This window comes from Ensifer sp. LC163 (genome assembly GCF_001695855.1).
Taxonomy (GTDB): Bacteria; Pseudomonadota; Alphaproteobacteria; order Rhizobiales; family Rhizobiaceae; genus Ensifer.
Genome location: NZ_MBSS01000067.1, coordinates 75481 through 93331 on the forward strand (window position 1 = coordinate 75481; position 17851 = coordinate 93331).

At 62.6% G+C, this 17851-nt stretch carries 15 protein-coding genes and 1 pseudogene; 5 read left to right on the top strand and 11 right to left on the bottom strand.

What is annotated here, in order from left to right:
- The first annotated feature begins 60 nt into the window (after positions 1-60).
- Positions 61-549 carry a MaoC family dehydratase gene (locus tag BC360_RS28815; protein WP_065797770.1) on the top strand — a complete coding sequence of 163 codons (489 nt, stop codon included), beginning with the start codon at positions 61-63 and terminating at the stop codon, positions 547-549.
- A 269-nt stretch (positions 550-818) separates the two neighbouring features.
- Here the strand turns inward: BC360_RS28815 and BC360_RS28820 are convergent, their stop codons facing one another.
- The 5 genes from BC360_RS28820 to BC360_RS28840 form a co-directional block, all read right to left on the bottom strand.
- Complete coding sequence (locus tag BC360_RS28820) at positions 819-1943, bottom strand: zinc-dependent alcohol dehydrogenase family protein (RefSeq protein WP_065797771.1); 1125 nt, start codon at positions 1941-1943, stop codon at positions 819-821.
- Positions 1944-2202: 259 nt separating this feature from the next.
- A complete protein-coding gene (gene soxG / locus BC360_RS28825) occupies positions 2203-2754 on the bottom strand; it encodes a sarcosine oxidase subunit gamma family protein (protein WP_065797772.1) in 552 nt (183 codons plus the stop codon).
- Positions 2747-5740, bottom strand: a complete 2994-nt coding sequence (locus BC360_RS28830) for a sarcosine oxidase subunit alpha (protein WP_065797773.1) — start codon at positions 5738-5740, stop codon at positions 2747-2749. The genes soxG and BC360_RS28830 overlap by 8 nt, the downstream gene beginning before the upstream one ends.
- Positions 5737-6057 (bottom strand): sarcosine oxidase subunit delta, encoded by a 321-nt coding sequence (locus BC360_RS28835; RefSeq protein ID WP_065781004.1) that lies wholly within the window; start codon positions 6055-6057, stop codon positions 5737-5739. Before BC360_RS28835 ends, BC360_RS28830 begins: the two co-directional genes overlap by 4 nt.
- A 17-nt stretch (positions 6058-6074) precedes the next feature.
- Positions 6075-7328: a sarcosine oxidase subunit beta family protein gene (locus tag BC360_RS28840; protein WP_065797774.1), complete on the bottom strand. Its 1254-nt coding sequence runs from the start codon at positions 7326-7328 to the stop codon at positions 6075-6077.
- Positions 7329-7664: 336 nt separating this feature from the next.
- Here BC360_RS28840 and rpsU point away from each other — a divergent pair, with 336 nt between their 5' ends.
- The 3 genes and pseudogenes from rpsU to BC360_RS31155 all read left to right on the top strand — a co-directional run.
- Entirely contained in the window at positions 7665-7877 is a 213-nt protein-coding gene (gene rpsU / locus BC360_RS28845; protein WP_025424858.1) for a 30S ribosomal protein S21, read from the top strand.
- 264 nt (positions 7878-8141) lie between these two features.
- Positions 8142-9026, top strand: coding sequence for a tetratricopeptide repeat protein (locus tag BC360_RS28850; RefSeq protein ID WP_139110252.1), 885 nt, complete (start codon positions 8142-8144; stop codon positions 9024-9026).
- Positions 9027-9169: 143 nt separating this feature from the next.
- Positions 9170-9316, top strand: a pseudogene (locus BC360_RS31155) (DUF992 domain-containing protein); the annotation flags it as partial.
- 114 nt (positions 9317-9430) lie between these two features.
- Here the strand turns inward: BC360_RS31155 and BC360_RS28855 are convergent.
- From BC360_RS28855 to BC360_RS28880, 6 genes are all read right to left on the bottom strand, one after another.
- On the bottom strand, positions 9431-10831 hold the full coding sequence (locus BC360_RS28855) for an NAD(P)(+) transhydrogenase (Re/Si-specific) subunit beta (RefSeq protein ID WP_065781007.1): 1401 nt from the start codon (positions 10829-10831) through the stop codon (positions 9431-9433).
- A gap of 9 nt (positions 10832-10840) precedes the next feature.
- Positions 10841-11260 (bottom strand): NAD(P) transhydrogenase subunit alpha, encoded by a 420-nt coding sequence (locus tag BC360_RS28860; protein ID WP_065781008.1) that lies wholly within the window; start codon positions 11258-11260, stop codon positions 10841-10843.
- Positions 11260-12408 carry a Re/Si-specific NAD(P)(+) transhydrogenase subunit alpha gene (locus BC360_RS28865; protein ID WP_065781009.1) on the bottom strand — a complete coding sequence of 383 codons (1149 nt, stop codon included), beginning with the start codon at positions 12406-12408 and terminating at the stop codon, positions 11260-11262. The genes BC360_RS28860 and BC360_RS28865 overlap by 1 nt, the downstream gene beginning before the upstream one ends.
- A gap of 443 nt (positions 12409-12851) precedes the next feature.
- Positions 12852-13076: an aa3-type cytochrome c oxidase subunit IV gene (locus tag BC360_RS28870; protein WP_065781010.1), complete on the bottom strand. Its 225-nt coding sequence runs from the start codon at positions 13074-13076 to the stop codon at positions 12852-12854.
- 188 nt (positions 13077-13264) lie between these two features.
- Positions 13265-13987, bottom strand: a complete 723-nt coding sequence (locus BC360_RS28875) for an N-acyl amino acid synthase FeeM domain-containing protein (protein WP_244512965.1) — start codon at positions 13985-13987, stop codon at positions 13265-13267.
- Positions 13988-14268: 281 nt separating this feature from the next.
- A complete protein-coding gene (locus BC360_RS28880; protein WP_065797776.1) occupies positions 14269-16578 on the bottom strand; it encodes a putative bifunctional diguanylate cyclase/phosphodiesterase in 2310 nt (769 codons plus the stop codon).
- A gap of 418 nt (positions 16579-16996) precedes the next feature.
- On the opposite strand from BC360_RS28880, the gene BC360_RS28885 reads away from it, so the two are divergent.
- The gene (locus BC360_RS28885; RefSeq protein ID WP_065797855.1) at positions 16997-17755 is read left to right on the top strand and encodes a gamma-glutamyl-gamma-aminobutyrate hydrolase family protein; all 759 of its coding nucleotides are present in this window, start codon (positions 16997-16999) and stop codon (positions 17753-17755) included.
- Positions 17756-17851: the final 96 nt, after the last annotated feature.

Here is a 17851-nt window from a genome sequence, read left to right on the forward strand (position 1 = left end):
TGCTAGAACTCACCCGACCGTCCTATAGATTCGTCGGGGGGCCACTTTCAGGACAGTCACATGCTGAAGGACATTTCACTTGCCGAAATCAGGTCGCGCGTCGGTATGGAGATCGGCGTCTCCGACTGGATCACGGTCACGCAGGAAACGATCGACAAGTTCGCCGAGGCAACCGGCGACTATCAGTATATCCATGTCGATCCGGTGCGTGCCGCCGCCGAAACGCCGTTCGGCGGCACGATCGCCCATGGCTTCCTGTCGCTGTCGCTGTTGTCGGCGATGAACTACAGCTGCCTGCCGAAGATCCGCGAACAGACGATGGGCATCAATTACGGGTTCGAGAAGGTGCGCTTCATCGCTCCGGTGAAGAGTGGCGCCCGGGTGCGTGGACACTTCACCATGGCCGACGCGCGCTTCCGTGGCGGCAGCATGCTGATGATCACCTATGATGTCACGGTCGAAATCGAGGGCGAGCGCAAGCCGGCGCTGACCGCCACCTGGCAGACGATCATCCAGTTCGATCCCAAGGATCGCCCCGCCGATGCCTGAGGCAGAGGCAAGCGAACAGGGTGTGTGCAGTGCGTTTACAGCGCCGCGCGTCAAATATGACGCGCAAAGGACGCTGTAACGTCTTAAATCTGCTGCATAATTTTCTCCTTAAATCGATTCCGATTTAAGGAATTATGCAGTAGCGACCAGCCGAAATCCTGAACCCATCGAGCGCGCTGCTGGCAGAATGTGCGATCGCATCGTTGAGATGCGGTGCCTATTCGACGCCACCGCGGCTTGACCGCCGCTTCTCGACGCTCAGGATTTGGTCAGAACGTGATCACGTGGCGGATGACCTTGCCCTGGTCGAGGAGGTCGAACGCCTCGTTGATCTCCTCAAGCGGACCTGTGCCCGACAACAGCCTGTCGACGGGCAGCTTGCCGCGTCGATAAAGCCCGATGAACCGCGGAATATCGCGGCTCGGCACGCAGCTTCCCATGTAGCTGCCGCGAAGCGTACGCTCTTCGGCGACCAGGCTGACGGCCGGGATGGCGATCTGGCTTGAAGGATGCGCAAGGCCGGCTGATGCGGTCGCCCCGCCGCGTCGAGTGATGCGATAGGCAAGCTCGAACGCCTTGACCGAACCGGCCGCTTCCAAGGCATGATCGACACCGCCTGATGTCACCTCGCGGATCGCATCCCCCACATCAGGATCGGTGGCGACAAAGGTGTCGGTCGCGCCAAGGGAACGTGCCAGCGCCAGCTTGTCCTCGGAGAGATCGATCGCCACCACCCGCTCCGCGCCCGACGCGACCGCTCCAAGCACGGCGGCAAGCCCGACGCCGCCGAGACCGACCACGGCAACCGACTGGCCCACTTGCACGCGGCAGGTATTGACGATCGCGCCGACGCCCGTCAGCACGGCGCAGCCGAAAAGCGCCGCCTCGACCAGCGGCAGATCGGCGTCCACCTTGACGGCCGAATGGCGTGAGACGACCGCATAGTCGGCAAAGCCGGAAACGCCGAGATGATGGTGAACCGGAACGGCGTCGCAATGGATCCGACGCTCCCCGGAAAGTAGCGTTCCCTTGCCATTGGCCTCCGCCCCGGGGAGGCACAATGCCGGACGACCTTCTGCGCAAGGCAGACAGTGACCGCAGCTCGGCATGAAGCTCATCACCACCCGGTCGCTGGGCTTGAGGTCGCGCACCGCGCTGCCGACGGCTTCGACCGTGCCTGCCGCCTCGTGACCGAGCGCCATCGGCACCGGTCGTGGCCTGTCGCCGTTGATCACCGAAAGATCGGAATGGCAGAGACCGGCAGCGCCGATGCGCACCAGCAGTTCGTCCGGGCCCGGCGGATCGAGCTCGACGATCTCGATCGAGAGTGGCCGCGACCTGGCATAGGGCCGCTCGAACGGCGCGTGCCTCAGCACTGCTGCACGTGTTTTCAAACTATCCTCCCGCAACAGCGCCGCGCGCCAAATATGACGCGCTGGGACGCTGTAATACTTTAAGATTGCTGCATAATTCCTTTAATCGATTCCGATCTAAGGAGTTATGCAGCAGCAATCGGGGGCAGCTTAGCCGCCGGAGAACTCCGGCGGCAAGATCACATCGCGCACTCGGCCACAGGCATTGCGGATCCGCAAGCACGCACGGGAAATCGCTGGCGTGAGAGCGTTTCCATCCTAAACGGAGTCGTGGAAAAGCTCAGTGGCCGGCATCCGCCGCGCCCTCGGACAGCATGCCGAAGACGTAAGGGGAAAACGACCGCCAGCATTCGACGCGGAACGTGTCCTCGGCGATGCGCGAAAGCACGATCTCCACCTTGCCGAGGATCGTGCGCGAGCAGGCGCCGACCGGAAAGATCGGCAGCGACAGATCCTGCGGGCAGCCGCTGTTGATGGCCACTTCTGCACCAGGGCCGCTGACGATGACGGCAACGTTGCGATGAGACACGTCGACGGACGAGTGCAGCGTGCCGCTCGAGGCAGCCGCGGCCATCAGGTCGCCTTCGCCCTCGTCGATCAGCAGCCACTCGTCAGGCCCGAGCCAGAGCGCATGGCGCTTGCCGCTCAAAGCCGAGGTCTTCGGCCGCGTCGGCAAGGTGACGCCGAGGGCCGCCGAAAGACCAGGCAGCGCATCGGCGCCGGCCCTCAGCGAAAGGCGCGACGCGGCAGGTGCCGGCGTCAGGACCACCTCGGCGAAACCGCCGCGGGTCGTAAGAGCGGCGTTGCGGGTTGCAGTTGCCAGATCAGCCATGGAGGCGACCCCCTTCCTTGTCAAAGAACACCATGTCGCTCACCTCAACGGCGATCGTCCTGTCGGCCATCGGCACGTAAAGCGTCTGGCCAAGGCGCGCGCGTCCACCGGCAACGACGGCCAATGCGATCGAGCGGCCGCAGTTTTCCGACCAGTAGGACGACGTCACATGGCCGAGCATCGTCATCGGCTTCGGCTGGTTCGGATCGGCGACGATCTGTGCGCCCTCCTCCAGCACCACCTTCGGGTCCTTGGTCAGCAGCCCGACGAGCTGTTTGCGACCGTCCTTGACCAGGTCCGGGCGCTTGAGGCCGCGAATGCCGACGAAATCGGCCTTCTTCTTCGAGACCGCCCAGGAGAGGGCGGCATCGTCGGGGGTCAATGTCCCGTCGGTATCCTGGCCGACGATGATGTAACCCTTCTCGGCGCGCAGCACGTGCATGGTCTCGGTCCCGTAGGCGCAGGCGCCCATGGGTTCGGCTCGCTCCCAGATCGCTTCCCAGACCGCCTGGCCGTAGTCGGCAGGCACGTTGACTTCGAAGCCGAGTTCGCCGGTGAACGACATGCGGAAGAGCCGCGTCGGCACGCCGCAGATCTTGCCCTCGGCCACGCTCATATGCGGGAAGGCCTCGTTGGAAAGATCGATGCCTTCGACGAGCGGGGCAATGATCTCGCGCGCCTTCGGACCCTGCACGGCAATGACGGCCCATTGTTCCGTCGTCGAGGTCAGCCAGACCTTCAAGTGCGGGAACTCGGTCTGCAGGTAATCTTCCATGTGGTTCATGACGCGCGGCGCACCGCCGGTCGTGGTCGTCACGTGGAAGCGATCCTCGGCAAGCCTGCCCACCACGCCGTCGTCATAGACGAAGCCGTCGTCGCGCAGCATGATGCCGTAGCGGCAGCGGCCGGGCTTCAGCGTGTCCCAGGCGTTGGTGTACATCAGGTTGAGAAACGCGGCCGCATCCGGGCCGACCACCTCGATCTTGCCGAGCGTCGAGGCGTCGAACAGGCCGGCGACCTCGCGCACGGTCTTGCATTCGCGCCCGACCGCCTCGTGCATGCCCTCGCCCGCCTTCGGATAGAACCAGGCACGTTTCCAGTTGCCGACATCCTCGAACTCGGCGCCGTGCGCCTCTTCCCAGGCGTGGATCGGCGTCTTTCGGGCGGGATCGAAGAGGCTCCCGCGCGAGTGGTTGACGATCGCGCCGAAGGTCACCGGCGTGTAGGGCTGGCGGAAGGTCGTCAGACCCACCTGCGGGATGTCCTTGCCGAGCGTTTCGGCGGCAATGGCAAGGCCATGCATGTTGGACAGCTTGCCCTGGTCGGACGCCATGCCATTGGTGGTGAAGCGCTTGATGTGTTCGATCGAATGCATGCCTTCGCGCACCGCAAGCCGGATATCCTTGGCGCAGACATCGTGCTGGAAGTCGATGAAGGCCTTGACGGTGGTGTCCGGCCCCGCCCCTTCGGCAGCGCCGATCATGCCGCCGGTCCAGCTGAAAGCATTTTCGCCGTGGAGCGTCACCTGGGCGCCGCCCTCGGCCCCTGCAGCACGTGCGGTCAGTTCGCCGGCAGCCAGCGCCTCGTCGATCGTTGCCTGCAGGTCGTCGGTGCCGTTGCAGGCGCCGATCGACAGGCAATCCTGCAGATAGGTGCCCGGCAGGAAGCGCTGCGTTGCCGCGTCGAATTTCACCTTGCCGCGCGATTGCGAGAACAGATGCACCGACGGCGTCCAGCCGGACGACACCAGCAGCGCGTCGACTGCGATCTTGCGCGCCGATCCGCCGCCGTTGCGGGCAACGCTGATCGAGGAGACGCGCAACTTGCCGCCGGCATTGACGACGGAGTGTCCGGTCAGCACCTCGATGCCGAGGCGGCGGGCTTCCGCCAGCACCGCTTCGCCCGGATTGTCGCGGCAATCGACGATGGCCGGAACGGCAACGCCGGCGCGCTTGAGATCGAAGGCGGCCTCATAGGCGGAATCGTGTGCCGTGTAGACGCCGACCTTGGAGCCGACGGCCACGCCGTAATGGTTGAGATAGGTACGGCCGGCCGAGGCGAGCATGATGCCCGGACGGTCGTTGTTGGCAAACACCATGTGGCGCTCGATCGAGCCGTTGGCGAGGATGACCTTCTTGGCGCGCACCTGCCAGAGGCGCTCGCGCGGCAGCGCCTTGTCGAGGGCGGGCAGATGGTCCGTCACTCTTTCGACGAGGCCGACGAAGTTGTGGTTGTAGTAGCCGAAGCCGGTTGTGCGCGTGAGCACCGTGACGTTGTCCATCGCGGCCAGCGTCCTGGCCGCCGCCTGGGCCCAGTCCCAGCCTTCCTTGCCGTCGATCGTCGTGCCGCGTTCATAGCGCAGCGCACCGCCGACTTCCGGCTGCTCGTCGCAGAGGATCACCTTGGCGCCGGCCTTGGCGGCCGCGAGCGCTGCGGAGAGGCCGGCAGCACCGGCACCGATCACCAGCACGTCGCAATGGGCATAGCGGCTGGCATAATGATCCGGGTCGGCTTCCGTCGGCGCGACACCGAGACCAGCCGCACGGCGGATGAACGGCTCATAGATCGCATGCCAGGCCGCCTTAGGCCACATGAAGGTCTTGTAATAGAAGCCGGCGGCAAAGAACGGCGACAACAGGTCGTTGAAGCCGCCGACGTCGAAGGCGAGCGACGGCCAGCGGTTCTGCGATTCCACCTTCATGCCGTCGAAGACTTCCTGCACCGTGGCGCGCACGTTCGGCTGGCGACGGGCAGCGTCACGTGACACGTCGAGCAGCGCGTTCGGTTCTTCGGCGCCGGCCGACAGGATGCCGCGCGGACGATGATACTTGAATGAACGGCCGACCAAGTGAATGCCATTGGCAAGCAATGCCGAGGCGACAGTGTCGCCTTCCAGTGCCGTCAGCGTGCGTCCGTCGAAGGTGAAGCGGGCGGTACGCGCCGGCGTCAGACGGCCGGCACCTGCAATACGATTGGCGCCGCTCATCGTGCCGCTCCCTTGTCCTGCTCGCCCTTTAGAATGGCGGCAACATCGGGCTTTGGCTCGCCCGCCTTGTAGGTGGTGTAGAACCGGTCGCTCACCGTATCGCGCGCGGCGTTGAAGAACCGACCGCAGCCATGGATATGGCGCCAGCGTTCGAAGATCAGGCCCTTGGGGTTCTGGCGGAGGAAGAAGAACTCCTCGAACTCCTCGTCGCTGATCTCGGCAATGTTGGCAGGCCGGACGATATGGGCGTCACCGGCATTGCGGAACTCGAGCTCGGAGCGCTCTTCCTCGCAATAGGGGCAATAGATCAGAAGCATCTCGAAATCCTTGGCAATCAGTGCGCAACGGCGGCGGCGGCCGCCTCGTCGATCAGTCGGCCGGTGCGGAAGCGGTCGAGCGTCAGCCCGGCGGCCAGCCGATGCGGTTCGCCCCTCGCGATGAGGTGCGCAAAGAGGTTGGCCGAGCCCGGCGTCGCCTTGAAGCCGCCCGTACCCCAGCCGGCATTCAGGAACAGGCCTGGAACCGGCGTGATGCCCTGGATCGGCGAGCGGTCCTGCGTCACGTCGACGATACCGCCCCACTGCCGCATCATCTTGACGCGGCGGAACATCGGGAAGAGCTCGCAGATCGCATCCAGCGTATGGGTGATGATCTGCAGGCCGCCCGTCTGGGAGTAGGAATTGTACTGGTCGGTGCCGGCGCCGATGACGAACTCGCCCTTGTCGGATTGCGAGATATAGGCATGCACGGAGTTCGACATGACGACGCAGGGGAAGATCGGCTTCAGCGGCTCGGACACCAGCGCCTGCAGCGGCTGGCTCTGCAGCGGCACACGCACGCCGGCCATTTCCATCAGCACCGACGAATGGCCGGCAGCGGAGACGCCGATCTTCTTGGCGCCGATGAAACCACGACTGGTATCGACGCCGGTCACCCGGCCGCTCTCATCACGGCGGATGCCGGTCACTTCGCAATTCTGGATGATGTGCACGCCGCGATCGGACGCGCCGCGGGCATAGCCCCAGGCAACCGCATCATGTCGGGCCGTGCCGCCGCGTCGCTGCAGTGCCGCGCCATTGATCGGATAGCGGGCGTTCTTGGCGATGTCGAGCGGCGGGCAATAGGCCTTGGCCTGTTCCGGCGTCAGCCACTCATTGTCGATGCCATAGAGACGGTTGGCATTGATATGGCGCTTGAACGACTGCTGGTCGTGGATGTTGTGCGACAGCATCATGACGCCGCGCGGCGAATACATGACGTTATAGTTCAGATCCTGCGACAGGTTCTCCCAGAGCTTCAGTGAATGCTCGTAGATGTCCATGCTCTCTTCGTAGAGATAGTTGGACCGGATGATCGTGGTGTTGCGGCCGGTGTTGCCGCCGCCGATCCAGCCCTTCTCGAGCACCGCGACATTGGTGATGCCATGCTCCTTGGCAAGGTAGTAGGCAGCGCCCAGGCCATGGCCGCCGCCGCCGATGATGATCACATCATAGTCCTTGCGGGGCTCGGGCGAGGCCCACTGCGGGCCCCATCCCTTGTGGCCGCGCAAAGCCTCGCGCGCCACGGCAAAAACTGAATATTTGCGCATCCGCCTGTTACTCCATGAACCCCGGTGATCATTCTCGTTGGCGTTAGAAATCGCAAATCCGGCGCCCGCGCAACGTTTCTTTTGCGACGCAAACGGGCGGACTTGCGCGGAGTTGCGACATCGCGACATCACACCATCTGCGACGCGATGATACACATGCCGGGCCACCATTGCGGTTTTTTCCGCGCAGCCTCATGTCCTTGCTGGACTTTCCGTGAGCGATCTGGTATCCGCACCTTCAATCGTCGAGCTTTCGGCTCAGCGAACGTAGCTTTTTTTGCCTCCGACACCTGACGTGAGGCAACAACTCGAAACAACCAAAGGAACGGGATTCACGTGCAGGTACTTGTCCGCGATAACAATGTTGATCAGGCGCTCCGCGCTCTCAAGAAGAAGATGCAGCGCGAAGGCATTTTCCGCGAAATGAAGATGCGTGATTTCTACGAAAAGCCGTCCCAGAAGCGCGCCCGCGAAAAGGCTGAAGCCGTTCGCCGCGTTCGCAAGCTGGCGCGCAAGCGTGCACAGCGCGAAGGCCTCGTGGCCCGTTAATTTGTCGATTTTTCGACGCTTTTCGATCTAAGTCGTGGCGGGGGCGAAATATCGCCGCCGCCTTTCTTTTGGTATGGACATCTTTTCCGTCGTCGGGCTAGCGTGACAGTCGCAGCCGGCAACGGTGGCCGGTCGCGGCGTTTGACGCCGAACGGTTTGCCGCAGGCCCTGGTAGCCTCGGCTGTGGGGCCCCGCGAATTTCGCCGGCCTCCTTGAACGGGAAGCCGATGGCTTTCGGACCTAGTCGCATTGAGGGATCGACCTTTGACACTTGCTGCCATGACTGCGGACGTCGCCGGTTTCACCACCCAAGAGGCGCGCCGCCGCCACCAGCGCAAGCCGAAGCTTGCCGCCTTGTTCCTCCTCGGATCGGCTCTGCTTCTGGCGGGATGCCAGACCGACGGACCTGAATCGATGGCCAAGGTCGAGCGCGAACAGGGCTCGCAGGGAAATATCGCATCGCTGTCGAGCGTGATCGCCTCCAACCCGAGCGACCCGGAGGGTTATAACGTCCGTGGCTCCGCCTATGGCCGTGCCGGCGAATACCGCCGCGCCATCGCCGATTTCGACCAGGCGATCCAGCTCAACCCGCGCTTCTACCAGGCCTTTGCCAACCGTGCGCTCGTTCACCGCAATATGGGCAATACCCAGGCCGCACTTGCCGACTACAACATGGCGCTGCAGTTGAACGCCAACTATGACGTCGCCTATATCGGCCGCGGCAATCTCTACCGCCAGGCCGGCCAGCTCGATTCCGCCTTCAACGACTTCAACAAGGCGATCCAGCTCGACACCACCGACCCGCGCGCCTACCACAATCGCGGCCTGATCTACCAGGCGCGCAACCAGCACGGCCAGGCGATCGAAGACTTCTCGACGGCGATCTCGCTGTCGCCGAGCTCGCCGGAGCCCTACAACGGTCGCGGCATTTCCTACGTCGCCCAGGGCGATGACGACAATGCATTCTCCGACTTCAATACCGCCATCACGCTCGACGGCAAGGTTGCCGAATCCTGGGCGAACCAGGCGCTGGTCTATGAGCGCAAGGGCGATAAGGCCAAGGCCTCGAAGTCCTACTCGCACGCCCTGCAGCTCGACCCGAAATACGAGCCGGCGCGCGCAGGCCTCGCCCGCGTGAAAGCCTCGTAAGAAGCAACGGCTCCTCTCTTGTTTCAACGCCCGCGACCACGTCGCGGGCGTTTTCGTTTGTCCGTCAGGCCATTGCAGCGCCGCGCGTCCAGTATGACGCGCAAAGGACGCTGCAACGCTTTAAACCTGCTGCATAATTTTCTGCGAGCCTCGCCATTGGCGGCGGCGCCAAGGTGATCGGCGGCGGCACCAATAAGGCCTTCATGCTGCAGCCGGTCAATGTGCAGGTGCAGGAGGGGCTGAACATAGCGATTGGCATCGACGAACTGACGCTCGCCCCCGCAAGGTGATGAGCCGAGCTGATGAAATGTCGGCGAGATGATCCTCGCCGGCAGTTCGACGCGTCAAACGAAAACTCCCGCCATAGGGCGGGAGTTTTCTATTCCAGCATCGCTTGCAGCCGCTTAGTGGTTCAGCGCCTTGACGATGTCTTCCGTCACCTTCTTGGCATCACCGAGCAGCATCATGGTGCCGTCCTTGTAGAACAGCGTGTTGTCGATGCCGGCATAGCCGGAGCCGAGCGAGCGCTTGACGAACAGGCAGGTCTTGGCCTTGTCGACGTCGAGGATCGGCATGCCGTAGATCGGCGACGACGTGTCGTCGCGCGCGGCCGGGTTGGTGACGTCGTTGGCGCCGATGACATAGGCGACATCCGCCTGGGCGAACGCCGAGTTGATGTCTTCGAGCTCGAACACCTCGTCATAGGGCACGTTCGCTTCAGCGAGCAGCACGTTCATGTGACCAGGCATACGGCCGGCAACCGGGTGGATCGCGTATTTCACGTCGACGCCTGCCGCCTTCAGCTGGTCGCCGAGTTCGCGCAGTGAATGCTGCGCCTGGGCAACGGCCATGCCGTAGCCCGGAACGATGATCACCTTGGAGGCATTTGACATCAGGAACGCCGCATCGTCGGCTGCCCCCTGCTTGACGGTGCGCTGGACGCCGTCGTCGACGGCGGCTGCCGCCGCTTCGCCGCCGAAGCCGCCGAGGATGACCGAGATGAACGACCGGTTCATGCCCTTGCACATGATGTAGGACAGGATCGCACCGGACGAGCCGACGAGCGCGCCGGTGACGATCAGCGCCAGGTTGCCGAGCGTGAAGCCGATACCGGCCGCGGCCCAACCCGAATAGGAGTTGAGCATCGACACGACCACCGGCATGTCGGCGCCGCCGATCGGGATGATGATCAACACGCCAAGCGCCAGCGACAGCGCGACGATCAGCCAGAACACGGTCGTGCTCTGGGTGAAGACCAGCATGATCACCAGGACGACGAGCGCGATCGCAAGGCCAGCGTTGACGAAGTGACGCCCGGTCAACAGGATCGGCTTGCCGGACATGCGTCCGTCGAGCTTGAGGAAGGCGATGACCGAACCGGTAAAGGTGATCGCGCCGATGGCGACGCCGAGCGACATTTCGACCAGAGCCTGGGCGTGGATGTCGCCTACGGCGCCGATGCCGAAGCTTTCGGGCGTATACATCGCCGCGGCGGCGACCATGACTGCCGCCAAACCGACGAGCGAGTGGAAGGCGGCGACAAGCTGCGGCATCGACGTCATGGCGATGCGCCGGGCGATCACCGCGCCGGCACCGCCGCCGATGGCAAGGCCGAGCACGATCAGCAGGAAGCCGCCGAAGGTGGGCTTTGCCAGAAGCAGCGTGGTGACGATGGCGATGCCCATGCCGACCATGCCGTAGGTGTTGCCCTTGCGGCTGGTGGCCGGGTGCGACAGGCCGCGGAGTGCCGTGATGAAGAGCACGCCCGAGACGAGATAGAGGAAGGCTGCGAAGTTAGCGTTCATCGGCCGGCCTCACTTGTCTTTTTTCTTGTACATGGCGAGCATGCGCTGGGTGACCAGAAAGCCGCCAAAGATGTTGACCGAGGCGAGCACGAGCGCGATGAAACCGAAACTGGTCGCAAGCCCCGAGGCCGAGATCCCGACGGCGAGCAGTGCACCGACGACGATGACCGAGGAGATCGCGTTGGTGACCGCCATCAACGGCGTGTGCAAGGCCGGCGTCACCGACCAGACGACGTAGTAGCCGACGAAGATCGACAGGACGAAGATCGCCAGTCGGAAGACGAACGGGTCGATCGCACCGCCGGTGGCGCCATGTGCAAGCGCGCCGGCTGCTTCAGCGGTATCGGGAAGGTTCAACGCTGCCTGCTGGACGGCCGCAACCGCCTTATCGAGCGCATCGAGCGCTTTTTCCAATGCTTCGTTCGCCATCAAAGATCCCCCTTCTTCTTCGGCTCGAAATTCGGGTTGACGATGGCGCCGCCATGGGTGAGCGCCGTCGCCTTGACGAGCTCGTCTTCCATGTTGAGCGCCAGCGCCTTCGTTTCCTTCGAGACCATGGTCTCGAGGAAGGTCACGAGGTTCTTGGCGTAGAGGCCGGACGCCGATGCGGCGATCCGACCGGGCACGTTGAGGTGGCCGATGACCTTGACGCCTTCGACATCGGCAACCTTGCCGGCTTTAGCGCCCTCGACGTTACCGCCGCGCTCGACAGCAAGGTCGACCGCGACCGAACCGGGCTTCATGCTTTTAAGCATGTCGCGCGTGACGAGACGCGGCGCCGGGCGGCCCGGGATCAGCGCCGTGGTGATGACGATGTCCTGCTTGGCGATGTGTTCGGCGACGAGTGCCGCCTGTTTCGCCTGATACTCCTTGGACATTTCCTTGGCGTAGCCACCGGCGGTTTCGGCCGCCTTGAATTCCTCGTCCTCGACAGCGATGAACTTGGCGCCGAGCGAGGCCACCTGCTCCTTGGCGGCGGGACGAACATCGGTCGCCGAAACCACGGCGCCGAGACGGCGGGCGGTGGCGATCGCCTGAAGGCCGGCAACGCCGGCACCCATGACAAAGATCTTGGCGGCCGGAACCGTGCCTGCGGCCGTCATCATCATCGGCAGCGCCCGGTCGTATTCGCAGGCGGCATCGATAACCGCCTGGTAGCCGGCAAGGTTTGCCTGGCTCGACAGCACGTCCATCGACTGCGCGCGGGTGATGCGCGGCATCAGCTCCATCGCAAAGGCGCTGAGGCCGGCCTTGGCCATGTCGGCAACCGCATCCTCGTTGCCGTAGGGATCCATGATGGCGATGACGATGGCGCCGGATTTGTAGCCGGCAATTTCGGCACTGTTCGGCCGGCGCACCTTGAGGACGACATCGGCCGTCTTCGCATCGGCGATCGCGCCGATCCTGGCGCCGGCCTTCTCGTATTCCGCATCCGGAACGCGCGACAGAAACCCGGCGCCGGTCTCGACGACGACGTCGAAGCCGAGCCCTTTGAGTTTCTTCACGCTATCCGGTGATGCCGCAACGCGACCCTCATTCGGATCCGTTTCCTTGGCGATAAAGACAATTTCGCTCACAAGTCCCCTCCCTGGCCGCAATCGAGCCAAGGCTGGAATGCGGGCATCCTGTCCGACTGCAAAGCGGCCGCTCATGCGAGCAGGCGCCCTCCCATGTGCAAAGCACACATTCCCCTGGAGACAGGCTCGGCCTGTCCTCCACTCCCCCTCACGCGGTGAGGATAAAGCGCCGCGCGTTCTCCAACGAACGCATCGAGGCGCTGCGAACTTTCAAGAGCCGAAACACTGATATCGACGCTCCCGGTCGATGTCATGCGGCTCCAATCCGGACCTCAAGTCCGGCAGTCAAGGGCAAACCTCCACCCGGCCTGTCCCTGGCTAGACGTGTCACTGCATGTTGCCTTAAATCGTATCCGATTTAGGGATAAAAACATGCAGCATTTCAGAGTGCCACAGCGACCTTGGCGCGTCTGATAAGACGCGCGGCGCTGTAGTAATGCCGATTAGCGAAGGAAGAAGAAACCGGCGACGTTGAGAAGGATGAACAGCACCAGCGAGCTGAAGAAGCCCATTGTGGTGAAGAAGCCGGCTGCCATGGCGATCAGCAGAGCCACGCAGAACAGCGTGCCGTACTTCGTTGCACTGAGGAAGAAATCGTAGGTCTTCTCGTGTTCCGCATAATCCATCGGAGCGCCCATCTCGACCGGTCCAGAATGATGCTCAGCCATCGTCCAATTCTCCCAGAATGCTGCGGCGCGACCATTGGCCTTCGCCGCCCTTCAACCTTGATCCAAGAATGGCCTTGGCGGAAAACCGCGCAGAAGCCCTTTAGCTGCCCATACACAATGCCGGGCCCGGGCGCAACGAAAACCCGCCGCTGCACCCGGTGGCCTGGGGCGATATGCCGCGTGCGTCTTTAGCGGAACACGGATGTGCGATAGGAACGGCCGGAACCGTTCTGCGCGATACGCGCTGTCGGCAGAATCGTCAGTGGCGCGAACGGCACTTCCTGGCGGTCCGCGAACATCAGGCGACGCTCGAACGGTTCGGAATCGAAGATCGGATAACGGTCGAGGATCGAAGGCCGCTGCCCCCTCACCTGCGCAACCAACAGCGCTCCGTCGGCATTGTAGACGCCGAGGTTCTCGCGCTTGGCGACAACGGTCTCGGAGGCAAAGATGCGCTTGTAGAACGCCGCGTGCCGCGGCCGGCAGGCGGTCAGGCACCGGTCGGCAGTGAAGTATTCACACGCCATCGCCACCGGGCGCAGCGTCAGGTAGGGAAGTGCCCGCGTCTCGTCGCCGGTGACATCCGGATCGACCGCCAGCCGGCCGGGATCGACCAGCACCATGCCCGCGTCGAGAAAGACATCGATCTCGGGCGCAAAGATCAGCCCTGACGTGCTGGCCCTGTGCTCCGGTGTGACATGATGAACGCGCACCGTGCTGACCAGGTTCTCGTCGAGATAGATGCCGAAGACATAGGCGTGACTGTCGAAGTCGAGATCGTCGATCAGGGTCGAGCCGGTCAGCTCCATCAGGTTGACGGCCTTGTAGGCCTTGTAGCGAAGCCGGGCGATGTCCTCCATGTCCTCGCCCGTCTCGACCCGCCGATATTCGACGCGATCCAGAAGAAGCATCAGCTTCTCAGAAAAACTCCCAGGCTCCGCCCGGTGAAGACCTTCACCCATTTCCCGACCCTCATGGTTAACAGATCGTTAACCTATTGACGGTCAGTCCGGCAGCAACAACAAAATGGCACAACTCGCCTTTAACTTATTGTTAACCTTAATATTTCGTTAATTTTTGTGGTTAACAGGGCGTTAACGCGCAACAAGGCAGCGCGAACCATGCGGCGGTACAAAGACTGACGTCGAGGAGACGATCGCGGAGTAAAAAACGAAGCCGCGCAGCCCAAGTGTCAGGCGATGCGCTTGCTCGTCGGCGTGGTGACCGGTTTCTGGACACCATTCTTGCAGAATGCCTCGATGGCGGACGCCGGCATTGGGGCCGCGAACACGAAACCCTGTATCAGATCGGCGCAGTGGTAGTCGTTGATCAGCTGCAGCTGGTCCGCCGTCTCCACACCTTCGACGACGATCTTCAGGCCCAGGGCACGACCGAGGTTGGCCGTGCCGCGCAGCAGCTTGAAGCGTCGCGAATCCTCGCGAATGTTGCGCACGAACGACCGATCGATCTTGATGATGTTGACCGGCAACGCGTCGAGGTAGCTGAGGCTGGAATAGCCCGTACCGAAATCATCTATGGCTATTGTGATGCCGCTGTCGCGCAGCTCGGCAAGGATGGCCTGCACCTTGACCGGCTCATCCATCAGGCAGCTTTCCGTGACCTCGAGATGCAGACGAGAAGCATCAAGCCCGGTCGCCTGCAGTATGTCGGCCACCACGGTGACGATATCGTTGCTGCGCAGGTCGAGCACCGACAGATTGACCGAAACGGAAACGTGGCCAGGCCAGCTCATGCAATCCTCGCACGCCTGCTCCAGCACGAAGCGGGTGATCTCGGTGACGAGGCCCAACTCCTCGGCAAGCTGGATGAAGACGTTCGGCGGCACCGGCCCGCGCTCGGGATGCGTCCAGCGCGCCAAAGCTTCGCAGCATTCAAGACGCGCGCCGTTCGGTGTGAACATCGGCTGGTAGGAAAGCGTCAGCGCGCCAGCGTTGATCGCATCGCGCAGATCGCTCTTCAGCTTCTGGCGGTCGAGATAGCGCGCGTCCATCTCGTCTTCGAACACAGTGCAACCGCCCTTGTTGCGCGCCTTGGCCTCCGACAGCGCAAGATCGGCCTTGATCTGCAGCTCTTCCAGCCGGAAGGCGCTGCTCGGCACGAGAACGACGCCGGCGCTCATGGTCATGTTGAAGGTGAAACCGCTCGCCACATAGGCGCCGCGCAATCCGGCGTGGACCGCGCGCATCTGCTCTTCGAGATCGGGCAGGTGCAACCTGTTGGGAAAGAAGACGACGAACTCGTCGCCCATCAGGCGGGCGGCGATCGCCGTATTGCCGACCAATGTCTTCAGCCGCCCGGCAATCGCCTGCAGCAGCCGATCGCCGACGATGTGGCCGCGCATGTCGTTGACATGCTTGAACTCGGCGACGTCGAGCACCATCAGGCCGACCTCGACGTCCTCCTTGCCCTCGAGCGCCACGGCGCTGTGGGCAAGTTCGGCGAAATAGTCGCGGCTCGGCAAGCCGGTCAGCGTGTCGAAGCGCACCATTTGAAGGATCTGCCTGTCGGCCTGAACACGCGCGGTCACGTCCTCGAAAATCAGCACGACCTCGCCGTTTTCATGCCGACCGGCGGAAAACTCGAGAAACAGATCATCGGTCACCGGGACCAGAACCTGGGTCTTCTTGCCCTTGATCAGGAGGTCGAGCTGCCGAGAGATCGCGCGCGTCTCTTCGACGCTGAGCGACATGCGCCTGACACCGCGACGCACGACATCGTCCAGCAGCCGATCCCGAAGATCAGCCTTGTCGCCGAGCATCAGCAACTCGCAGGCGCGCTCGTTGGCAACGACGATCCGATTGTCGCGGTCGAGCATCAAAAGCCCGTGCGTCATGTTGTTGAGCGCCGCATCGAATTGGCCGGCAATCGTTGCTATCTCTCGGGCCGCCAGCACGTTCTCATAGAGAAAGGCGCGCACATTGTTGGCCATCATCCAGGTCGAGAAGATGAAAGGCAGGATCAGAACCGCCAGGATGAGCATGAATCCATCCTGCAGCGTGATCAGCCCGATCACGATCGGCAGGCAGGCGGACGAGGACAGAAGCAGCACCGCCCGCTCGGAGCCGTAGTTTCGCCCGACCAGGGAGATCATCGACGCGAGCGTGACGGAGATACAGGCGAGTTCCGAGAAGGAATCCTGGCTGACGGCGATCGCATAGCCGCAGGCAATCCCGCAGGTGAGCGTCACGCCGACGCCGCCGAGAATGTAGCGGTTCTCCCATTTTCGAACGGTGGCCCGGTCGGCATTGGAGAAATCCTGGCGATCAAAGCGCGCCATGTCCAGATTGCGCAGCACCCAGAACACGACGATGGCTGCGGTGCAGATGAGATAGAGCGGATCGGAAGTCTTGAGATAGACGAGCGCGAAAGTCACGACATGCGAGAGCATGCCGATCAGCAGAGTCCTGCGATGTTCGTAGAGCGAGCTCACAGACGACAGATAGACATCCGTCGGGAGAGCGCCCCGTTCATTGCGCGTCATGAACCCATAGCTCCGGTTTTCCGGATTTTTAGAGGCGATGATTTAACGAAAGATTTCGCGAAAACACCGCCTCGAAGCCTTGTATTGCAACATTTAAACGGTGCTCAGCGGGAGCTTTTCCGAAACTCAACCTAATATTGCGAAACCAACGAACAGAAGATGTTTTCTGCAACCATGCATAGACAAAACCACGTTTACTTTCTGACATTGTATTTAAGGCGATTCTGCTTGGCAAACATCACATCCACCGATTCACTCGGGATGTGGTTACCCAAACCTAAAGAAAATCCACCAATTCCTGCCACGCACTTGCGAACCTTACCCTGGACGGCGTCATCGTCACATCAGTGAGCTTCCCAGTTGACTTTCAGCCGCATCTGGCGGCAAGGCTTTGCAAAGCGAGATACGGAGCCTGATGATGTCGAAACCTGTCGTTGCCATCCCCTGCGATTTCCGCGAATTCGACGGCAATGTCTGGCATGTCGTTGCCAATCAATATGTTCGCGCCGCCGTCGAAGGCGCCGGCGTCATGCCCTTCCTCATTCCAGCGCTCGAGACCGGCAACGATATCGACGAAATTCTCGATCGTGTCGACGGCGTGCTGGCAAGCGGCGCCCGCTCCAATGTTCATCCCTCGCTCTACGGCCGCGAGGCCAAGGACACCGACGGCCCCTTTGATCCAGGCCGCGATGCCACCAGCCTGCCTTTGATCCGGCGCGCGCTCGAGCGCGGCGTTCCGCTATTTGCCATCTGCCGCGGCATCCAGGAGCTCAACGTTGCGCTTGGCGGCACGCTGGCAAGCGAAATTCAGGAACAGCCGGGCGTCTGGGATCACCGCAAGCCCGACGTTTCCGAGCTGGATGTCGCCTACGGCATCCGCCAGGACGTGATTGTTAGGGAAGGCAGCTGTCTCGCGCCGGTGCTGGGTGCCGGCCGCGTGCGCGTCAATTCCCTGCATCGCCAAGCCATTGGCGCGACGGCCCCGCGCCTCGCCGTCGAGGCGGTGGCCGACGACGGCACCATCGAAGCCGTCTCGGTGATTGGCGCCAAGGCGTTCGCCGTCGGGGTGCAATGGCATCCGGAATATTGGGTGCGGACGGACGCTCCGTCGGCGAGCCTGTTCAAGGCATTCGGCGATGCCGTGCGCGCCTACGCGGCGCGGCGGATGGCGGCATAGAGCATTTCCAGGAAAAGTGCGAAGCGGTTTTCCGTCAGGAAATGCGTAAAACCAAAGAGATAGAGCTTTTCTGCGACTCCGTCTAAACCGGAAACG

Coding starts and splice junctions, on each gene's coding strand:
- BC360_RS28815 (WP_065797770.1), top strand. CDS start 61: ATGCTGAAGGACATTTCACTTGCCGAAATCAGGTCGCGCGTCGGTATG.
- soxG (WP_065797772.1), bottom strand. CDS start 2,754: ATGGCTGATCTGGCAACTGCAACCCGCAACGCCGCTCTTACGACCCGC.
- BC360_RS28830 (WP_065797773.1), bottom strand. CDS start 5,740: ATGAGCGGCGCCAATCGTATTGCAGGTGCCGGCCGTCTGACGCCGGCG.
- BC360_RS28835 (WP_065781004.1), bottom strand. CDS start 6,057: ATGCTTCTGATCTATTGCCCCTATTGCGAGGAAGAGCGCTCCGAGCTC.
- BC360_RS28840 (WP_065797774.1), bottom strand. CDS start 7,328: ATGCGCAAATATTCAGTTTTTGCCGTGGCGCGCGAGGCTTTGCGCGGC.
- BC360_RS28855 (WP_065781007.1), bottom strand. CDS start 10,831: ATGAACGCTAACTTCGCAGCCTTCCTCTATCTCGTCTCGGGCGTGCTC.
- BC360_RS28860 (WP_065781008.1), bottom strand. CDS start 11,260: ATGGCGAACGAAGCATTGGAAAAAGCGCTCGATGCGCTCGATAAGGCG.
- BC360_RS28870 (WP_065781010.1), bottom strand. CDS start 13,076: ATGGCTGAGCATCATTCTGGACCGGTCGAGATGGGCGCTCCGATGGAT.
- BC360_RS28875 (WP_244512965.1), bottom strand. CDS start 13,987: ATGCTTCTTCTGGATCGCGTCGAATATCGGCGGGTCGAGACGGGCGAG.
- BC360_RS28880 (WP_065797776.1), bottom strand. CDS start 16,578: ATGACGCGCAATGAACGGGGCGCTCTCCCGACGGATGTCTATCTGTCG.
- BC360_RS28885 (WP_065797855.1), top strand. CDS start 16,997: ATGTCGAAACCTGTCGTTGCCATCCCCTGCGATTTCCGCGAATTCGAC.